General features: G+C 71.8%; 17 protein-coding genes and 1 pseudogene. 6 read left to right on the top strand and 12 right to left on the bottom strand.

The features are described 5' to 3' along the window. Positions 1-73: 73 nt before the first annotated feature. A complete protein-coding gene (locus tag ACLQ25_RS17455) occupies positions 74-448 on the bottom strand; it encodes an Rv2175c family DNA-binding protein (protein ID WP_425731910.1) in 375 nt (124 codons plus the stop codon). A gap of 177 nt (positions 449-625) precedes the next feature. Here ACLQ25_RS17455 and pknB point away from each other — a divergent pair, with 177 nt between their 5' ends. Continuing rightward, positions 626-2,614, top strand: a complete 1,989-nt coding sequence (pknB, locus tag ACLQ25_RS17450; RefSeq protein WP_425731909.1) for a Stk1 family PASTA domain-containing Ser/Thr kinase — start codon at positions 626-628, stop codon at positions 2,612-2,614. Beyond that, entirely contained in the window at positions 2,614-3,489 is an 876-nt protein-coding gene (locus ACLQ25_RS17445) for a deoxyribonuclease IV (RefSeq protein WP_425731908.1), read from the top strand. The genes pknB and ACLQ25_RS17445 overlap by 1 nt, the downstream gene beginning before the upstream one ends. A 29-nt stretch (positions 3,490-3,518) precedes the next feature. On the opposite strand, the gene ACLQ25_RS17440 is transcribed toward ACLQ25_RS17445, so the two are convergent. From ACLQ25_RS17440 to ACLQ25_RS17420, 5 genes are all read right to left on the bottom strand, one after another. Then, complete coding sequence (locus tag ACLQ25_RS17440; protein WP_425731907.1) at positions 3,519-4,385, bottom strand: alpha/beta hydrolase family esterase; 867 nt, start codon at positions 4,383-4,385, stop codon at positions 3,519-3,521. 116 nt (positions 4,386-4,501) lie between these two features. Next, on the bottom strand, positions 4,502-5,536 hold the full coding sequence (locus ACLQ25_RS17435; protein ID WP_425731906.1) for a threonine aldolase family protein: 1,035 nt from the start codon (positions 5,534-5,536) through the stop codon (positions 4,502-4,504). A 53-nt stretch (positions 5,537-5,589) separates the two neighbouring features. Further along, positions 5,590-6,996: a class II 3-deoxy-7-phosphoheptulonate synthase gene (locus ACLQ25_RS17430; RefSeq protein WP_355049430.1), complete on the bottom strand. Its 1,407-nt coding sequence runs from the start codon at positions 6,994-6,996 to the stop codon at positions 5,590-5,592. Between the two features lie 87 nt (positions 6,997-7,083). Next, positions 7,084-7,599: a hypothetical protein gene (locus ACLQ25_RS17425; protein ID WP_425731905.1), complete on the bottom strand. Its 516-nt coding sequence runs from the start codon at positions 7,597-7,599 to the stop codon at positions 7,084-7,086. Between the two features lie 181 nt (positions 7,600-7,780). Further along, positions 7,781-9,418 (bottom strand): glycosyl hydrolase family 18 protein, encoded by a 1,638-nt coding sequence (locus ACLQ25_RS17420; RefSeq protein ID WP_425731904.1) that lies wholly within the window; start codon positions 9,416-9,418, stop codon positions 7,781-7,783. 169 nt (positions 9,419-9,587) lie between these two features. Here ACLQ25_RS17420 and ACLQ25_RS17415 point away from each other — a divergent pair, with 169 nt between their 5' ends. Beyond that, the gene (locus ACLQ25_RS17415; RefSeq protein WP_425731903.1) at positions 9,588-10,070 is read left to right on the top strand and encodes a glutathione peroxidase; all 483 of its coding nucleotides are present in this window, start codon (positions 9,588-9,590) and stop codon (positions 10,068-10,070) included. Between the two features lie 243 nt (positions 10,071-10,313). Further along, a pseudogene (locus ACLQ25_RS17410) lies at positions 10,314-10,989 on the top strand (NADPH-dependent F420 reductase). 25 nt (positions 10,990-11,014) lie between these two features. Here ACLQ25_RS17410 and ACLQ25_RS17405 read toward each other — a convergent pair. Continuing rightward, positions 11,015-12,616 carry a glycosyltransferase 87 family protein gene (locus tag ACLQ25_RS17405; protein WP_425731902.1) on the bottom strand — a complete coding sequence of 534 codons (1,602 nt, stop codon included), beginning with the start codon at positions 12,614-12,616 and terminating at the stop codon, positions 11,015-11,017. A 267-nt stretch (positions 12,617-12,883) separates the two neighbouring features. Between ACLQ25_RS17405 and ACLQ25_RS17400 the strand changes: the two genes are divergently transcribed. Together ACLQ25_RS17400 and ACLQ25_RS17395 are read left to right on the top strand one after the other, a co-directional pair. After that, a complete protein-coding gene (locus tag ACLQ25_RS17400) occupies positions 12,884-13,738 on the top strand; it encodes a DUF4397 domain-containing protein (RefSeq protein WP_425731901.1) in 855 nt (284 codons plus the stop codon). After that, positions 13,735-14,403: a class F sortase gene (locus ACLQ25_RS17395; protein ID WP_425731900.1), complete on the top strand. Its 669-nt coding sequence runs from the start codon at positions 13,735-13,737 to the stop codon at positions 14,401-14,403. The genes ACLQ25_RS17400 and ACLQ25_RS17395 overlap by 4 nt, the downstream gene beginning before the upstream one ends. A gap of 112 nt (positions 14,404-14,515) precedes the next feature. Here the strand turns inward: ACLQ25_RS17395 and ACLQ25_RS17390 are convergent, their stop codons facing one another. From ACLQ25_RS17390 to ACLQ25_RS17370, 5 genes are all read right to left on the bottom strand, one after another. Then, the gene (locus ACLQ25_RS17390) at positions 14,516-14,866 is read right to left on the bottom strand and encodes a DUF2203 domain-containing protein (RefSeq protein ID WP_355049422.1); all 351 of its coding nucleotides are present in this window, start codon (positions 14,864-14,866) and stop codon (positions 14,516-14,518) included. Between the two features lie 52 nt (positions 14,867-14,918). After that, positions 14,919-15,737: a pyrroline-5-carboxylate reductase gene (proC, locus tag ACLQ25_RS17385; RefSeq protein ID WP_425731899.1), complete on the bottom strand. Its 819-nt coding sequence runs from the start codon at positions 15,735-15,737 to the stop codon at positions 14,919-14,921. A gap of 73 nt (positions 15,738-15,810) precedes the next feature. Beyond that, positions 15,811-16,839, bottom strand: coding sequence for a 6-phosphofructokinase (locus ACLQ25_RS17380; protein ID WP_357127318.1), 1,029 nt, complete (start codon positions 16,837-16,839; stop codon positions 15,811-15,813). A gap of 158 nt (positions 16,840-16,997) precedes the next feature. Next, positions 16,998-17,501: a pyridoxamine 5'-phosphate oxidase family protein gene (locus tag ACLQ25_RS17375; protein ID WP_425731898.1), complete on the bottom strand. Its 504-nt coding sequence runs from the start codon at positions 17,499-17,501 to the stop codon at positions 16,998-17,000. Positions 17,502-17,578: 77 nt separating this feature from the next. Next, on the bottom strand, positions 17,579-18,076 hold the full coding sequence (locus ACLQ25_RS17370) for a polyadenylate-specific 3'-exoribonuclease AS (RefSeq protein ID WP_425731915.1): 498 nt from the start codon (positions 18,074-18,076) through the stop codon (positions 17,579-17,581). Positions 18,077-18,084: the final 8 nt, after the last annotated feature.

The following is an 18,084-nucleotide window of genomic DNA, read 5'->3' as shown; positions in this document are numbered from 1 at the left end:
CACCACAACCCATCCCACGCCGCTTCGCGACGCGGGATGCTGCCGCGTGTCTACGCACGGTTCGATTTTCGAGTTAGAAGCCCAGGGCTTGGGCGCGGCGTTTGATCTCGCGGGCCTGGTCGCCGGAGAGGGCCGCGGCGGGGGTGTCGCCGGGGAGCGTGTCGTCCCGCTCGTAGAGCCAGCGCAGCGCTGCCTCGTCGTCGTAGCCGTTGTCGGCCAGCAGGTTGAGCACACCGGGCAGGTGTTTGAGGACTGTCGCGTTGGCCACCAGGTCCGCGGGTATCCGGCGTACGCCGTCGCGGCGGACCGCCAACAGCTCCCGGTCGCGGATCATCTGGTGGACCTTGCTGATCGACACGTCGAGCCGCTCGGCGACGTCGGGCAGGGTGAGCCAGCCGGACGGGTCGGTGGGGCCGGCGAGCTCGGGGTCGGGTACGGATTCGGTCACCCGATTACCCTGCCACGCCGTCGGGGGCGGGAACCATCGGCACCCCGCACGACCCTCGGTGACCAGCGGATCAGGGCTGGCGCCGGGATGCCGGCCCATGACGGGACGGACCGGTACGTCCTCGGGCTGTAGCATCCTGTTCAACTCCCACCCCCTAGACACATAGACTCCCTGCCGATGGACACACAGGTCGCCGACACGTTGCTGGGCTCGCTGATCGACGGGCGCTACCGCATTCGCGGTCGCGTGGCCCGTGGTGGCATGGCGACCGTGTACACCGCCACCGACGAGCGCCTCGAGCGCACCGTCGCAGTCAAGATCATTCACCCGACCCAGGCGCCCGAGGCGCGGGCCCGGGTCGCCAACTTCGTGGCCCGGTTCACCGACGAGGCCAAGACCATCGCCCGGCTGACCCACCCGAACGTGGTCGCGGTCTACGACCAGGGCACCCACGCCGGCCTGCCGTACCTGGTGATGGAGTACGTCCGTGGCCGCACGCTGCGCGACGTGCTGGCCGAACGACGCCGACTCAACCCGGACGAGGCGCTGGCCATCGCCGAGCAGATGCTCGCCGCGATCGCCGCCGCGCACCGGGCCGGCCTCGTGCACCGCGACGTCAAGCCCGAGAACGTCCTGGTCGCCGAAGCGCCCACCGGAGGTGTCGCCAACCTGGTGGACAGCGTCGTCAAGGTGGCCGACTTCGGGCTCGCCCGCGCGGTCGAGGCCAGCGCCGACGACGAGCAGGGCAACCAACTGATGGCCACCGTGGCGTACGTCGCCCCGGAGCTGGTCACCGAGGGTCGGGCCGATCCGCGTACCGACGTCTACTCCGCCGGCATCGTGCTGTTCGAGATGCTCACCGGTCGGGTGCCGTACGACGGGGGCCGTCCCGTGGACGTCGCCTGGCAGCACGTCGACCGGGACGTGCCGGCGCCCTCGACGCTGGTGCCCGGCCTGCCACCGGCCCTCGACACCCTGGTGCAGCGCGCCACCCGGCGTGACCCGTCCGCCCGGCCCGCCGACGCCGGCGCGCTGCTGGCCGAGGTCCAGGTGGCCCGGGACCAGTTGGGCAACGTCAACAGCACCAGCACCGCTGTCCTGCGGCGGATCACCGACGAGCCGCCGGCCTCCCAGCCGACGATGATGGTCGCCGCGATCCGCCCGGCGCAACGGCCGACCTGGGCGCGGTTGCCCGAGGGCGGCGCGCAGGGCCCGGGTCGCCGGCGGGCCGCCCCGGAGCCCGCCGAGGGTCTGGCCGCGCGGTTCGCCGAGTTGCGCACCAGGATCCTGGGCACTTCCCAGGGTCGCCTGGCCTTCGCGGCCGTGGTCGTGGCGCTGGGCCTGGTGGCCGCGCTCGGTGGCTGGTGGTTCGGCGTCGGCCGCTACACGTCCGCCCCGCAACTGGTCAGCCTGAACAAGGCCGAGGCGCAGGCCCAGGCCGAGCGCGCCGGTCTGACCCTGGCGTACGGGGAGCCGCGCTTCGACGAGAAGGCCCCGAAGGACAGCGTGCTGGGGCAGAGCCCGGCGTCGTCGAGCAAGATCGTCAAGGGCGGCACGATCACCCTGACCCTCTCGCTGGGCCCGGAGCGTTTCCCCGTGCCGGACGTGATCGGCAAGGAGTACGAGCTGGCCGAGGCGGATCTGGTCAACGCCCAACTGGTGGTCGCCAAGGGCACCGCCCGCTATGACGACACCCTGCCGGCCGGCGTCGTCCTGGACAGCAACCCGAAGGTGGGCGCCGAGGTCAAGCCGGGCACGAAGATCACGCTGATCCTGAGCCGTGGCCGGGCGCCGGTGACGGTGCCGAACCTGGTGGGCAAGAGCCTGACTGAGGCGCGCACCAAACTGGGCCAGCTCGGCCTGGTCCCGGTGGAGAGTTTCAAGGACTCCGACAAGCCCAAGGACGAGATTCTCAGCCAGAGCCCGGCCGACGGTGGGGGCGTGGAAAAGGGCACCGAGGTCAAGCTGGAGATCAGCAAGGGTCCGCCGCTGGTCGTGGTGCCCCGGGTGATCGACCTGCCCTGCCAGCAGGCCAAGCAGGTGTTGGAGAGCCAGAGCTTCCCGGTGACGGTCGCCGTCAACCCGAACGCCGTGGTCCGCATCCAGGCCCCCGGGGAGAATTCGCAGGTGCCTCCGGGCACCCCGGTCGTCATCACGTGCTTCTGATGACGGCGGTCTCGGCGCGGCCGGTGGGCGCGCACACCCCGACCTCCGGCGGGCTGGCCAGGGCCGCCCTGCCGTACCTGGACGCGACCGGCGCCGCAGCCGTGCAGGTGTACGTCTCCAACTCGCGGGGCTGGGCGCTGCCACCGGGTGACCCGGCGCAGGACGCGCTGTTCCGCGACGGCTGCGCCGAGCGGGGCATCCCGGCGTTCATCCACGCCTCGCTGCTGGTCAACCTGGGCTCACCCACCCCGGCAACCGTCGAGAAGTCGGCGCTGACACTGGCGCACGCGCTGCGCCGGGGCGTGGCCATCGGCGCGCGGGCGGTGGTGTTCCACGCCGGCAGCGCGGTCGACGAGGGGTACGCCGAGGAGGCGATGCGGCAGGTCCGTCGGGAGCTGCTGCCCCTGCTCGACTGGACGGCCGAGGCCGGCGGACCGATGCTGCTGGTCGAGCCGAGCGCCGGTGGCGGCCGTTCCCTCGCCTCGCGGGTCGAGCAGCTCGGGCCCTACCTCGACGCGGTGGACCGGCATCCGATGCTCGGCGTCTGCTTCGACACCTGCCACGCCTGGGCGGCGGGGCATGATCTGGCCGCCGAGGGCGGCATGACCGCGACCCTCGACACGCTGGTGGCCACCGTGGGAGCCGACCGGCTGCGGCTGGTGCACGCCAACGATTCCAAGGATCTGTGCGGTTCCACCCGGGACCGGCACGAGAACATCGGCAAGGGCACCATCGGCGAGCCGGCGTTCGCCGAGCTGATGGCCCATCCGGCCACCGCCGGCGTCCCCGTGGTGGTGGAGACCCCGAGCGAGAAGCAGCTGGGCCACGCCGCTGACATCGCCATCCTCAGCCGCCTGGGCCGCCGTCCTTCCTAAGATCAACCCACGGGTCCGGCCGGTCGCCCTCAGCGGTGCGCCGGGGTGGAGATGGCGAAGAACTCGTCGATGAGCCCGGCCGTCTGCACGTCCTGGTTGGTCCTGCCCAGCACGGCAGGCGCTTTGGCCGGCCCTGGGATGGTGTGCCCGCCACCGTGCACGGTGTAGAGCGCCACCGACGGGTGCCCGGGCTGCCGGTACTCGGTGCGTTCGATCGAGGTCGCGGCGTTCGCGGCCGGCAATTTTGTGACTTCGGGCTGCGCCGTGATGCCGTTACGGGCGGCGAAATAGGCTGCGGACTCGGGCGCGGAGAGGTTGCGGCCGCCGACCTTAAAGACCAAGCGTGCCCACCAGCTGTACGCACCACCGGCGTACGTGACGATCCGGTCCTTCGTGCCGTTGATCAACAGGACCGGCATGGGCGCGGGTGACGCGTCGCCGAGCAGGAAGCTCTCGGGTGCCGGCATGGTCGCGGCGATCACCGCCGCACCGGCGATCAGCACCGGAGTTTCGTGGGCCAGGCGGATCACCATCTGGCCGCCGTTGGAGTAGCCGATCGCGTACACCAGCGCGGGGTCGATGCCGTGGCTGAGGGCCACCTTCTCGATCAGCGCCCGAACAAAACCGACGTCGTCGCTGTTGTCGGTGCGGGCCGGGAAGGAACTCTCCCGCCGCGCGTCGTTCCAGTTGCCCTTGTGGCCGTCGAGGTAGACCACCACCGCCGCGCCGCTCTCGGCGAACGCGTCGTAGGCCCGGCCGACGAACTTTCGGTGCTTGGCCCCGGTCTGTTTCGATCCGTGGAAGACGAGCACGAGACTGCGTCCGGGGTTACCGTCCGCGGACCCGATGATCTCGTACGTCCGCCGGGTGCCGTTCACCGTGATGCTGTCGCGCATGCGGAGCCCCCTGAAATGGATGGGTCATCCGTTCCAACGTAGCATAAGCGGATTAGTTATCCGTTACGCTGGTGCCGGCCGGCCAGACCCCGGGCCTCTCAATCACCGCCTCGGGGTCAGGCTGCTGCCAGGATCCGGGGTAGGGCCCGCAGCGCGTGGTCCAGGCCCTCGTCGTCCAGACCCAGGTGGGTGACCAGACGAGCGGCCCGGGGGCCGAGCACCGAGATCAGTACGCCCTCCTGGCGCGCGGCGGCGGCCAGGGCGCGGGCGTCCAGCGCGTGCTTGGTCAGGTCCAGCGGAACGAGGTTGGTGCGGACCGTGGTGGCGAGCACCCCGAACGGCGCGACCGCCTCGGCGAGCCGGGCCGCCCTCGCGTGGTCCTCGGCGAGCCGGTCGACGTGGTGCGCGAGCGCGTACCGGCCGGCGGCGGCGAGAATGCCGGCCTGGCGCATGCCGCCACCCATCCGCTTGCGGATCATCCGGGCCCGAGCGATCTTCTCCGCGCTGCCCACCACCAGCGAGCCGACCGGCGCGCCGAGCCCCTTGGAGAGGCAGACGGACAGCGTGTCGAAGAGCCGGCCGTACTCGGTCAGCGACACCCCGTCGGCAACGTGCGCGTGCCAGATCCGGGCACCGTCGCAGTGCAGCGCAACCCCCGCGTCGTCGGCGACGCCGCGCAGCTCCCGCAGGGTGTCCAGCGGGATCACGCCGCCGCCACCCCGGTTGTGGGTCTGCTCGACCGCGATCGCACGGGTGGGCACGGCGAAGAAGCCGTCCGGACGGATCATCCGGGCGACCACCTCCGGGTCGATGTCCGCGCCGACGGTCGGCCAGGTCCGCGAGGAGATTCCGCCGTACGCGGCGGCGGCCCCGATCTCGTACGTGACGACGTGCGCGTCCGCGTCGCACAACAGCTCCTCGCCGGGCGGCACGAGCAGTTGCAGGGCGATCTGGTTGGCCATCGACCCGCTCGGGGCGAACAGCGCGGCCTCGTGGCCGAACAGCGCGGCGACCTCCGCCTCCAGCGCGTTGACGGTGGGGTCCTCGCCGTAGACGTCGTCACCGACCTCAGCGGCGGCCATCGCCTCGCGCATCCCGGCGGTCGGCCGGGTCACCGTGTCGGAACGCAGGTCCACAAACGCGTCAGCCACGGCGCCATCCTTTTCGGCTGCCGACTGCGGGGCTCGCAAGCTCACTCCTCGCGTCAGCCACGGAGCATCTCCGCTACCAGGAAGGCCAGCTCCAGCGACTGCTGGGTGTTCAGCCGCGGGTCGCAGGCGGTCTCGTACCGGTCGGGCAGGTCGAGGTCCTCGATGCCCTGGGCGCCGCCGAGGCACTCGGTGACGTCCTCACCGGTCAACTCGACGTGGATGCCACCGGGGTGGGTGTCCAGGCTCCGGTGCACCTCGAAGTAGCCGAGCACCTCGTCGACGATCCGGTCGAAGTGCCGGGTCTTGTAGCCGTTGGACGACTCGTGGGTGTTGCCGTGCATCGGGTCGCACTGCCAGACCACCTTGGCGCCGGAGGCGGTGACCTTGGACACGATCGGCGGCAGGGCGTCGCGGACCCGGTGGTTGCCCATCCGGCTGATCAGCGTGAGCCGGCCGGGGACATTGTCCGGATTGAGCTTCTCGCACAGCTCGATCGCCTCGTCCGGTGAGGTCGTCGGGCCGAGCTTGACGCCGATCGGGTTGGCGATCCGGGAGATGAAGTCGATGTGCGCGCCGGTGATCTGCCGGGTGCGCTCGCCGACCCAGAGGAAGTGCCCGGACAGCCCGTACGCCCGGCGGTCGGAGACCCGGGTGAGCGCCCGGTCGTACTCCAGGGCCAGGGCCTCGTGGGAGCAGTAGAGGGTGACGGTCCGCAGCGCCTCGTCGTCGGTCATCCCGCAGGCCCGGATGAAGGCCAACGCCCGGTCGATCTCCCGGGCGATCGCCTCGTAGCGCTCCCCCGCCGGGGAGGTCCGCACGAAGCCCTTGTTCCAGTCGTGCACGGCGTGCAGGTCGGCGAGCCCACCGGCGAGGTACGCCCGCAGCATGTTCATCGCGGCGGCCGAGTTGGCGTACGCCCGGATCATGCGCTGCGGGTCGGCGACGCGGGCGGCGGGATCGGCCTCCAGCGAGTTGATCATGTCGCCGCGGTACGCGGGCAGGCCCCGCGCGTCGGTCGGCAGTGAGCGGGGCTTGGTGTACTGGCCGGCGACCCGGGCGACCTTGACCACCGGCAGCGACGCGCCGTAGGTGAGCACGATCGCCATCTGCAACAGGGTGCGGGCGTTGGCCAGCAGGTGGCTCTCGGTGTTGTCGGCGAAGGTCTCGGCGCAGTCACCGCCCTGGAGCAGGAACGCCTTGCCCTCGCAGACCAGCGCCAGCTTCTGCCGGAGCTGGTCCACCTCGTAGGGCGCGACGACCGACGGCACGGTGTCGAGCACCTTGCAGACCTCGGCGACGGCGGCCGGGTCGGACCACGGTGGGACCTGCTCGCGGGGCAGCTCCCGCCAGCGGTCCAGGCCGAGGGCCGCGTCCTCGGCGGAGTCGACGGTCGGACGGCTGGTCTGCAGGCCCGGGCTACCCACCGCGGGATGGCTCAGCTGATGCCACTCATGGCGCATGAGAGAAAGCGTACGGCGACCGTGCGTGTGACCGGGCGGCGAGGTGGACGGTTCCGGCAAGTGGGAGGTCGATCCCACCCACCTCGGTCAGGACGCGGGTGACGGGGACGCAAGTGATGGGCTGGTGGCCGGGTTGCCGCCCGGCGCCTCACTCGCGATGCACCAGTCGCCGCCGTCCCGCGTGACGGTGAACACCAGCGGGCGGGTGACCTTGCTCTTGCCGGCGGTGACCGAGACCGAGACGCTGACCTTCTGGCCGCGCTGACCGGACCGGACGTCGGTGATGGTCGCCTGGGGCACCTTGAAGTGATCGGCGAAGTCGCCGTTGGGACCCGTGGCCGCGGCGTTGAACCCGGCGTGCAACACCGCGCAGAGCTGACTGCGACCGGCGGCGACGTCCTTGGCGGTCATCGCGTCGAGGTACGCCTGCACGCGCTCGCGGGACCGCGTGGCGGCCTCCTCCGCGGGTGCCCGCTGGGGCGTGGCGGTCTGCTTGTCGGCCTGCTTGTCGGCGTCGTCGCCGCTTGCGCAGCCGGCAAGGGCGGCCGGGAGCAGCACAAACGCGGCGGCGGTCATCGCCAGCCCACGGTGGGTCGCGCGCATGACCACCTCCGTCGAACGGGAAATCGAGACCTGCCGAGCCGCGAGTCTGCCATATCGGACCCGACCCGCCCAAGGCCGGCGGCCCGGCCGACGCGTGGCGTCGACCGGGCCGCTACGGCACGGGCGGGAAGGGGCGGTGCGGGCCCCTTCCCGCCGTGTGGGTGGTGCGTCGGCCCTCGGCTCAGCCGAGACCGCCCTTGATGGCGCCGATGAGCTCACCGTTGCTGGTGTCACCGGAGAGTTCCCAGAAGAACGCGCCACCGAGGCCCTGGTTCTTCGCGTACGTCATCTTGCCGTTGATGGTCGACGGGGTGTCGTAGCTCCACCAGTTGCTGCCGCACTTGGCGTACGCGGTGCCGGCGATCGTGCCGGTGGCCGGGCAGGTGTTCTTGAGGACCTTGTAGTCCTCGATGCCCGCCTCGTAGGTGCCCGGCGCGGCACCGGTGGCGCTGCCACCCGGCGCGGCCTGGGTGACGCCGGTCCAGCCTCGGCCGTAGAAGCCGATGCCGAGCAGCAGCTTGTTGGACGGGATGCCCTTGCTCTTGAGCTTCTGGATGGCCGCGTCGGAGTTGAAGCCCTGCTGCGGGATCCCGGTGTACGAGGTCAGCGGCGAGTGCGGGGCGGTGGGGCCCTGGGCGTTGAACGCGCCGAAGTAGTCGTACGTCATCGGCATGAGCCAGTTGAGGTTGCCGATCGCGCCGGCGTAGTCGGTGGCGTCGATCTTGCCGCCGTTGCTGCCGTCCGCCGTGATGGCGGCGGTGACCAGGGCGCTGGAGCCGAACTTCGACCGCAGCGCGCCGATCACGTTCTTGAACGCGTTCGGGCCGCTGGTGTCACAGCTCAGACCGCAGGCGTTGGGGTACTCCCAGTCGACGTCGATGCCGTCGAACACGTCCGCCCAGCGGGGGTCCTCGACCAGGTTGTAGCAGCTCTCGGCGAACGCGGCCGGGTTCTGCGCGGCCTGGGTGAAGCCGCCGGACCACGTCCAGCCACCGAACGACCAGATCACCTTCAGGTGCGGGTTGAGCGCCTTGAGCTTGCGCAGCTGGTTGAAGCTGCCGCGCAGCGGCTGGTCCCAGGTGTCGGCGACGCCGTCCACGCTCTCCGCCGCCGTGTACGCCTTGTCGTAGTCGGCGTACGGGTCGCCGATGGCGCAACGACCACCGGTGGTGTTGCCGAAGGCGTACAGGATGTGGGTCAGCTTGGCGGCCGAGCCGCTGGTCTGGATGTTCTTGACGTGGTAGTTGCGCCCGTAGACGCCCCACTCGGCGAAGTAGCCGACGACCTTCTTACCGCCCGTGTTGGGGGGCGGGGTGGTGGTCGGGGGCGCGGTGGTCGGCGGAGCGGTGGTGGGCGGCGCCGTGGTCGGGGGTGCCGTGGTCGGCGGCGCGGTCGTGGTCGGCGGGGTCGTCGGGGTGCCGCCGCCGCAGGGAGCGCCGTTGACGGTGCAGTTCAGTGGCGCCTTGTACGCGCCGGTGCCGTTGTAGCCCCAGCTGAACGAGGCGCCGGGCGCGAGCCCGCCGGCCCAGCTCTTCTTGACCGCGACGTAGTGGTTGCCGCTGCTGGTGACGTCGGCGTCCCACGCGCTGCTGATGGTGGTGCCCGACGGCAGGTCGAACTCAATGCGCCAGGTGGCGACCGTGGCGCTGGTGCCGTTGGTCACGGTCACCTTCGCCTCGTGACCGGTCCCCCAGTCCTGCGCCTTGGCGAACGTGGTGGTGACCGTGCCGGCGCCGAACGCGGTCGTCATCGGCACCGCCGCGACGGTCACGGCGACCACGGCGCCGGCCCAGAGGGCCCGGCGGAGCGATCTTTTCATGAGGCGTCTCCCGCACTGTTAGGAAACTTTCCAAAAGAGATGGTGAGACGGTACTCACACCGTCATCACTCCGTCAAGATGTCCATGTTTCGATTTCCCCTGGTGCGCGGAACGGGCCGGTCACGCCCAGCCCCGGGCGACCCCACACCTGGCGCGTAGCCTCGGGCCCATGACCGTCCTCGACATCCCGATCGGCGCCCTCAACGGCGACCCCGCGGACCTCGCCCGCTACCGCGGCAAGGCGCTGCTGGTCGTCAACGTCGCCTCCCGCTGCGGCCTCACCCCGCAGTACGCCGGCCTCCAGCGCCTCGCCGACACGTACGCCGAGCGCGGCCTCGTCGTGCTGGGCGTGCCGTGCAACCAGTTCGCCGGGCAGGAGCCGGGCAGTGCCGACGAGATCAGCGACTTCTGCCAGGTCAACTACGGCGTGACGTTTCCGCTGACCGAGAAGGTCGACGTCAACGGGCCCGACCGGCACCCGCTCTACGCGGCGCTGGTGGACACCACGGACGCCGACGGGCACACCGGGGACGTCCGCTGGAACTTCGAGAAGTTCCTGGTGGCGCCGGACGGCACGGTCGCCGGCCGCTTCGCCCCGACGGTCGAGCCCGACGACCTCCGCACCCCCATCGAAAAAATCCTCCCCGCCTGAGGCCCTTTGGTCCGGCCTGGTCCGGCCACCCCGCCCTCGGTCCGGCGATCAAGAGGTTCGCGTCAGGAATCGGCCGATCGGTGACGCGAACCTCTTGATCACCGGGGCAGGGTGGTCACCTGAGGGGGGTACGTGGGTGGGAACCGGTCGGGCGACGTCCGTCCGCAGTACGTTGTGCGGTAACCGGGACAACTTCGCGCATCGGCCGGAATGCGTCGTGGGTGGACGGAGTTGGGAAGAAACATGACAACTGTGGGACTGATCGGCAGTGGCAACATCGGCGGCACCGTGGCCCGGCTGGCCGTGGCCGCCGGCTACGACGTGGTGCTGAGCAACTCGCGCGGGCCGGAGACGCTCACCGACCTGGTCGACGAACTGGGCGAGCGGGCCAGCGCCGGCACGTCGCAGGACGCGGCGCAGGTCGGCGACCTGGTGGTGGTCACGGTGCCGCTCAAGGCGTACCGGGCGGTCCCCGTCCAGCCACTGGCCGGCAAGGTCGTCATCGACACCAACAACTACTACCCGCAGCGTGACGGCAACTTCCCCGAGCTGGACTCGGGCGAGACCACCAGCAGCGAACTCCTCCAGCGGCACCTGCCGGAGTCGCGGGTGGTGAAGGTCTTCAACAACATCTACTTCGCGGGCCTGGCCGCGCTCGCCCGGCCGTCCGGCGCCGCCGACCGCAGCGCTCTCGCGATCGCCGGCGACGACGCCGCCGGCGAAGGCCGAGGTCACGGCCTTCCTCGACCGGATCGGGTACGACGCGGTCGACGTCGGCCCGCTCGCGGAGGGCTGGCGCTACCAGCCGGACACCCCGGCGTACGGCACGCTCTACTCCGCCACCCCGACCGACTGGCAGCACCCGGCGCCGGGCGACGCCGAGAAGCTGCGCGCGGCCCTGGCCGCCGCCACCCGCTGAACACCCGCCGCCCTCCGGTGACCGCCTACCGGGTGGCCCTCCGGAGGGCGGCGGCCAGTTCGTCGTCGTAACTGGCGACCGGCTGACCGTCGACGTCGTACGCCACCAGCCGCCCCTGCGCCATGCTGGCCGACCGGAACGAGAACGTCCGCGTGCCCGGATAGGCCGCCAGCAGGGGGATGCTGCGGGGGGCGCCGCCCGGGGCGGAGTAGTACTCCAGTCGGGCCACCCGATCGGAAACCACACCGTTGACCCGTACCTTGGTCTTCTCCGCCCGGGTGCCGAACGTGACCGGCGCGTCGGTGGCGTAGGCCGCGCACTCTGCCGGACCCCGGCAGACGAAGAAGTATCGCGGGTTGGCCACGTCGTCGAGGGCGTACGCCTTGAACGTCGGGTCCGCCCCGGCGGGCAGCGGTTGTACGGCGAAGAAGGCGAGAGCCACCGCGGCCGTCACGCCCACCCGCAGCCAGGCCCGTCGCGCGGCAGGGCGACGGCTGCCCCGGGCGGCGGCGACCGCGACACCGCCGAAGCCGGCCAGGCACAGCAGGCACGTCCCGACGGTACGGGCGTTCTCGAACAGGAACTGCACGCCCGGCCGCGCTGACACGGGTCCGAGTACCGCGCCCAGCGAGACGACCATGGCGGCGAGCAGCGCCGCGCCGGCCACCCGCTGGGTGATGCCGGACGCGCCGACCAGCAGCATCGCGGCGAGCACCGGCCACACCTGGTGGTGGGTCCAGGACACCGGGGACGCGGCCACCGTGGCGCAGCCGACGAGCACGGCGGCGTGGCCGGGGCGGGCCCGCGCGGCCAACTGGCGGGCGCGAAGGAGCGCCACCCCGCAGATCGCCGCGACCAGAGCGGCCCAGAGCACGGGCAGGGTCGCCTCGTCGACCCCGACGCGCAGCAGCATCCCGTGCACCGACTGGTTGCCCAGCGAGGCCAGGTTGCCGATCCGCGAGGTCTGCCGGACGGCCTCGGTCCAGTAGATCCAACTCTCGCCGGGCAGCACGAGCGCCGCCAGCCCGGCGCAGGCCACGAAGGTCGCCACCGCACGCCCGGCGTCGCGGTAGCGCCCGGTGGCGAGGAAGTAGACGACGAACAGCAGCGGGGTCAGCTTGATCGCCGCCGCCAACCCGACGAGCACTCCCCGCAGCCGTGGCGGGACGAGACCCATGCCGTCCAGCAGCGCCAGCAGCACGATGAAGATGCTGACCTGCCCGAAACGCAGGTTGCTCTGCACCGGCGCCGAGAGCATCAGGACCGTGGCGGCCACCGCGACGACCAACGGGCGGCGGGACCGATCGTCGCTCAGCGCGACACCGACCATCGCGGCGACGGCGACGACCGCCGCGCACGTCGCGACCAGCCAGATCCCCTGGAGTACGCCCTCACCCACGAGGGTGATCGGCCCCAGCACGAGAGCGGCGAACGGCGGGTAGGTGAACGGCCCGCCGTTCGCGGCGCGGTACTCGTACAGCGGCCGGCCGGCGTGCAGATCGGACAGTGCGCCGTAGTAGATGTGCAGGTCGGAGAGCCGGTCGTCGCGGGTCGCGACGAGCACACAGGACACCGTCCCGACGACGACGAAGGCCGCCCAGACCAGCGCCACGCGTCGATCCCGCATCGCCCGAGAATAGGCGAACGCGAGACGAGCGACGGCCCTCCTGCCGTCAAGATCCGCGCAACTTCTCTGTAGTTGCTGTCTCGGCCCGGCCTGAGGCAGCAGTTTCCCCGAACTTGCGCGGATCTTGCTTGTCAATCCCCTGGCACGGCGGCGATCGGCGGGGTCCGGCGGGGAGAAACATCGCGTGTACAACTTGCGCGAGAGTCTCACGCACGGGACTCTGTCGGTGGGTTGCCGCCCGCTCACCGAACGTGCCTCGGAGGCGACATGCACACGCTCCGTACCGCGTCCCGCCGGCTGCTGGCCGGCGTCGGCGCGCTCCTGCTCGGCACCTCCCTCGCTGCCGCGATCCCGGCGTCCGCCGGCGCGGCCGGCGTCGGGTACGTCCGACTCGCCCACCTCTCCCCCGACACACCGGCGGTGGACGTCTACCTCGCCGCCCCCGACGCCGCGAAGCCGAGAGTGTTTCCCGGCGTCGGCTACGGCGTGGTCTCCGACTATCTCCAGTTGCCTCCGGGCCGGTACGCGGTGGCGATGCGCGAAGCCGGCACGCCCGCCAGCGAGCCGCCGGTGCTGACCACCGAGGTCGCGGTACGAAGTGGCGGCGCGTACACGGTGGCCGGTGTCGGGCGGCACGCCGACCTGGGGCTGCGGGTGCTCACCGACGACCTGAGCGCCCCCACGCAGGGCCGGGCCAAGGTGCGCGTCGTGCAGGCGTCGGTGCGCACGCCCGTCCTCGACGTGGCCGACCCCGACGGCCCGAGGATCGCCGACGGCGTGCAGTTCGCCACCACCACCGACTACGAACAGGTGGAGCCGGGCACCTGGAAGCTGCGGCTGACCGGCGCGGGCGGTCCGAGCACCGACGCCGAGGTGCGGCTCACCGGCGGCGCGGTCTACTCGCTGCTGGTCCTCGACGACAAGCAGGGTGGGCTCAGCGCCGAGCTGCGTCAGGACGCCGAGGGCGGCACCGTCGTACCGGCGGGTGGGGTGGAGACCGGCGCGGGTGGCACGGCCGGGCGCGGGCTCGGGGCGTACCCCCTGGTGGCCGGCGCCTTGGCCGCCGCGGCCGTCGCGGCGGGCCTGCTGCTCTGGCGTCGGCGGCGGCGCACCACCTGGTGAGCATCGGGCCCGCCATCCGACGGCACCGCGACCGTCGGGCGCCGCTGGCCGCGCTGGTCGCGGCCGGCGCGGCGGTCTGCCTGGCCGCCGGCAGCGGCGTCGGGCTCGCGACAACCGGACCGCCGCCGGTCGCGACCTGGCACCCTGGCTGCGCCGACGGTTGCGCGTCGGCGGCCGCGTCGCCGCGACCACAGGGTCCACCCACCCGGGTACGGGTGCCGCGCATCGACGTCGACTCGGCGCTCACGGTGCTGGGCCTGGACCTCGCGGGCGCGCTCGTCCCGCCGGCCGACTTCGACACGGCCGGCTGGTACGGGGGCGGCCCCGCCCCCGGCGACACCGGTCCGGCCGTGCTCGCCGGGCATCTGGACTCGCGGCGCGGCCCGGCGGTCTTCGCCCGGCTCGGCGAGCTGCGCACCGGCGACCGCGTTCAGGTGTGGCGCGGCGGGCAGTGGCTGTCGTTCCGGGTGACCGGGTCGCTGCGTACCCGCAAGGACCGGTTCCCGACGGCCACGGTCTACGGCCCGACACCCGGGCCGGAGCTGCGCCTCGTCACCTGCGGTGGCGACTTCGATCGGCGGCGCGGGCACTACCGGGACAACGTGGTGGTGTTCGCGGTCCTCGACGCCCCCGGGCCGGTCCTGCCGACGTCCGCGGCGGGCTGAGGGCTTGATCGACTCGGGTTTCAGGAAATCGTGGCATCCGACGCAAGCGGACACCGCGGTTTCCATGAACCCGAGTGGATCAACACCCCGGCGGCGCGGCGGCGCGGGAGGGTCAGAGCGGGCGACGACCGGCGAAGCCGCACTCGGCGCGGTGGTACCACCGCACGTCGGAATCGCCCTCCAGCCAGCACCAGAGCACGGCGCGGCCCTCGCGCTCGCCCGGGAAGTCGAGCAGCACCGGCGCGATGCCCTTGACCTGGATCTCGTGCTGGTGCAGCTCGTCGACGACGGCGTGCAGCCGGGCCTCCAGCCCCTTGACCTCGGCCAGCCCGCCGAGCGCGCTGACCCCGTGGTCGGCCAGGTCGACGCGCAGCTCGGCCAGGTCGGCGCGGACACGGATCAGCTCGTCGACGCGCGGCTGCAGGGTGGCCACCAGGTGCCGGGCCTGGGCGAGAGTGAACACGCCGCCAGTATGCGCCACCTACCGCGCCGCGGTGACCCCCCGCGCGGCGTGGTCAGTCGGCCTGGGCGGCCAGCTCGCGGGCGCGGTCCCGGGCCGCTTCCAGCGCGGCGAGCAGCGCCGCGCGGACCCCGTGCTTCTCCAGCTCGCGGATCGCGGAGATGGTGGTACCGGCGGGCGAGGTGACCGCCTCACGCAGCTTGACCGGGTGCTCGCCGGAGTCGCGCAGCATCACGGCGGACCCGATGGCGGTCTGCACGATCAGCTCGTGCGCCACCTGGCGCGGCAGACCGAGCAGGATCCCGGCGTCGATCATGGCTTCCACCAGCAGGTAGAAGTAGGCCGGTCCGGAGCCGGAGAGCGCGGTGACCGCGTCCTGCTGCGACTCGGGCACCCGGATGGTCTGACCGAGGGGCTTGAACATCTCCTCGGCGAGGCCTAGATGCGCCCCGGTGGCGTACGCGCCGGCGGAGATGGCCGTCATCGCCTCGTCGACCAGCGCCGGGGTGTTGGTCATGACCCGGACCACGGGGGTACCGTCGGGCAGCCGACGGTTGAAGAAGCTGGTGGGCAGCCCGGCGCAGAGCGAGATGACCAGCTTGTCGGCGGGCACCTTCGGGCCGATCTCGTCCAGGAGCGCGGCGGCGTCCTGGGGCTTGACCGAGACGGCGAGTACGGCCGCCTCGTCGACGGCGGTCAGGTTGTCGACCACCCGGACGCCGTAGCGGGCGGTCAGCTCCTCGGCGCGGGCCGGTCGGCGGGCGGTGGCGAGCAGCCGCTCCACCGGCCATCCGGAGCGCAGCAGTCCGGAGAGCATCAGCTCCCCAATCTTGCCCGCGCCGATCACCGCGACCGTGTGCACCCCGGCTGACAACTGCGCCGTACCCCCTCGAAATTGGGTCGCGGCGCGGCGGACCGTGTGTGCCCGCCGCGCCGCCTACCGTCGATCAGCTGCCGAAGAAGACCTCGGCCTCCTGGTACCGCTCCAGGGGCACGGTCTTCAGCTCGCGGGTGGCCTCGGCGAGGGGCACCCGGACGATGTCGGTGCTCTGCATCGCGACCATCTTGCCCCAGTCGCCGTCGTTGGCGGCGTCGATGGCCTGCAGGCCGAGGCGGGTGGCGAGGACCCGGTCGAACGCAGTCGGGGTGCCACCGCGCTGGATGTGACCCAGCACCACGGTGCGGGCCTCCTTGCCGGTCTTGGCCTCCAGCTGCTCGGCGAGCCACTGGCCGATGCCGCCGAGGCGGACGTGGCCGAACGAGTCGAGCTCCTGGTTGGCGAGCACCATCTGGCCGTCGAGCGGCTGGGCGCCCTCAGCGACCACGACGATCGGGGCGTACTGGTGCTGGAAGCGCTTCTCGACGTAGCCGGCCACCTGGTCGACGTCGAACTGACGCTCGGGCAGCAGGATCACGTTGGCGCCACCGGCCAGGCCGGCGTGCAGGGCGATCCAGCCGGCGTGCCGGCCCATGACCTCGACGACCAGGGTGCGGTGGTGGCTCTCCGCGGTCGTGTGCAGGCGGTCGATGGCCTCCATCGCGATGTTGACCGCGGTGTCGAAGCCGAAGGTGTAGTCGGTCGCGCCGAGGTCGTTGTCGATCGTCTTCGGCACGCCGATGACGTTCACGCCCAGCTCGTGCAGCTTGGTGGCCACGCCGAGGGTGTCCTCGCCGCCGATCGCGATCAACGCGTCCACGCCCTGCTCGGCGAGGTTGTCCTTGATCCGCTCGACGCCGTTCTCGATCTTGAACGGGTTGGTCCGGGACGAGCCGAGGATGGTGCCGCCCCGGGGCAGGATGCCGCGCACGTCGGCGATGCCCAGCGGGCGGGACAGACCCTCCAGCGGGCCCTTCCAGCCGTCCCGGAAGCCCACGAACTCGTGACTGTAAGTGGCGACGCCCTTGCGGACCACCGCCCGGATGACCGCGTTGAGACCCGGGCAGTCGCCGCCGCCGGTGAGCACGCCGATACGCATGATCCGCTCATCCTCCTGGAGCATCAGGTAAAGCCCGATATGCCCCAGGGTATGTGTCAGGTCAGACCATCGGCGCCGTTGCCGGCCCGGGGCGGGCCGTCACTGCGCACTGTAGTCGGCCTGCGCGCGCGACGACAGCGCGCCCCGGGGGCGGCGGCTCAGTAGGTCACCTCACGGTTCTCCCCCGTTGACGGCGGACGGCCGGTGACGGCGGCCTTGGCGAAGCCGAGGAGATTGACCACGGTGCTGCTCGGCGAGTCCCAGTACTCGGCGGAACTGGCGTGCACCTTGATCAGGGTCAGGCCGGGAGTGTCCAGCCCGTCCGGGAACCAGGTCCTGAGCAGCGGGTTCCAGAGCCGCTTCGCGCGCTCGGTGTCGGAACTCTCACTGGCGGTCCCCGAGACCGAGACCCAGGAGTTGTGCCGCTGGTCGGAGAAGGCGACGTTGACCTCCGGATTCACCCGGATCTGGCGCAGTTTGGCCGAGTCGGTGTAGGCGAAGAACCAGAGGTCCCCGTCGAACTCGGCCTCCTGCAGCCCCATCGGCCGGCTCACCTGCCGCCCGTCCAGCGCGATGGTGGTGAGCATGCAGATCCGCGCGGCGCGGATCAGTTCGGTGACCCGCGCCCGGGCGTCGGCGACGCTGGTCGGATCGTTGCTCATGGCAATCTCCCTCGGCTCGGCTGACGAACCGTTGCCCGGGACAGAACCGGTCAAACCTACAGACGTATGACCAACGTTCAGCGCGCCGTCATCGCCCGCCAACGGGCCAGGTTGTGCCGGGCGTCGACCAGGGCGTCGTGCCGGGCCGCGTCCGCGTCCGGCAGGGCCGGCCGGCCCCGGTCGTCCCAGAGCTGTCGCAGATCCTTCGTGAAGCGGGGAATCTCCCGGGGCAACGCCGGCATCGCCCCCCAGAGCTGGGCGAGGACCACATGGTCGTACGCCGCGTACCAGGCCCACAGCTCCAACTGCTCGGCCGGCCGGTCCCGGACGGGCTCCATGAGGAAGTCGTACAGGTCGTCGCGGATGCGCTCCCGCGAGCGCCAGGCCCGGTCGGCCGGCGACGGCAGCCGGTCCAGGACGTTACGTCGGACCCAGGGCACGGCTCGGGAGTCGTCGAACTCGGTGGAGACCGCGTAGAACTCGCGGCCGTTCTCGTCGACGACACCGATCGAGACGAGGTCGACGGTCCGGCCGTCCTCGATGAACTCGCAGTCGTAGAAGTAGCGGTAGACCATTCCGGACA

Origin of the sequence: Micromonospora sp. DT44 (assembly GCF_049841635.1) — a bacterium.
Classification (GTDB): Bacteria; Actinomycetota; Actinomycetes; order Mycobacteriales; family Micromonosporaceae; genus Micromonospora.
The sequence above is the reverse complement of the archived record's forward strand: the minus strand, read 5'-3'. Positions and strand labels throughout refer to the sequence as shown.

What these genes read in the sequence shown, in the direction of transcription:
- ACLQ25_RS17440 (WP_425731907.1), bottom strand. Translation starts at nt 4,385, where the DNA reads ATGCGCGACAGCATCACGGTGAACGGCACCCGGCGGACGTACGAGATC.
- ACLQ25_RS17400 (WP_425731901.1), top strand. Translation starts at nt 12,884, where the DNA reads ATGCACACGCTCCGTACCGCGTCCCGCCGGCTGCTGGCCGGCGTCGGC.
- ACLQ25_RS17415 (WP_425731903.1), top strand. Translation starts at nt 9,588, where the DNA reads ATGACCGTCCTCGACATCCCGATCGGCGCCCTCAACGGCGACCCCGCG.
- pknB (WP_425731909.1), top strand. Translation starts at nt 626, where the DNA reads ATGGACACACAGGTCGCCGACACGTTGCTGGGCTCGCTGATCGACGGG.
- ACLQ25_RS17425 (WP_425731905.1), bottom strand. Translation starts at nt 7,599, where the DNA reads ATGCGCGCGACCCACCGTGGGCTGGCGATGACCGCCGCCGCGTTTGTG.
- ACLQ25_RS17420 (WP_425731904.1), bottom strand. Translation starts at nt 9,418, where the DNA reads ATGAAAAGATCGCTCCGCCGGGCCCTCTGGGCCGGCGCCGTGGTCGCC.
- ACLQ25_RS17370 (WP_425731915.1), bottom strand. Translation starts at nt 18,076, where the DNA reads ATGGTCTACCGCTACTTCTACGACTGCGAGTTCATCGAGGACGGCCGG.
- ACLQ25_RS17380 (WP_357127318.1), bottom strand. Translation starts at nt 16,839, where the DNA reads ATGCGTATCGGCGTGCTCACCGGCGGCGGCGACTGCCCGGGTCTCAAC.
- ACLQ25_RS17445 (WP_425731908.1), top strand. Translation starts at nt 2,614, where the DNA reads ATGACGGCGGTCTCGGCGCGGCCGGTGGGCGCGCACACCCCGACCTCC.
- ACLQ25_RS17375 (WP_425731898.1), bottom strand. Translation starts at nt 17,501, where the DNA reads ATGAGCAACGATCCGACCAGCGTCGCCGACGCCCGGGCGCGGGTCACC.
- ACLQ25_RS17430 (WP_355049430.1), bottom strand. Translation starts at nt 6,996, where the DNA reads ATGCGCCATGAGTGGCATCAGCTGAGCCATCCCGCGGTGGGTAGCCCG.
- ACLQ25_RS17405 (WP_425731902.1), bottom strand. Translation starts at nt 12,616, where the DNA reads ATGCGGGATCGACGCGTGGCGCTGGTCTGGGCGGCCTTCGTCGTCGTC.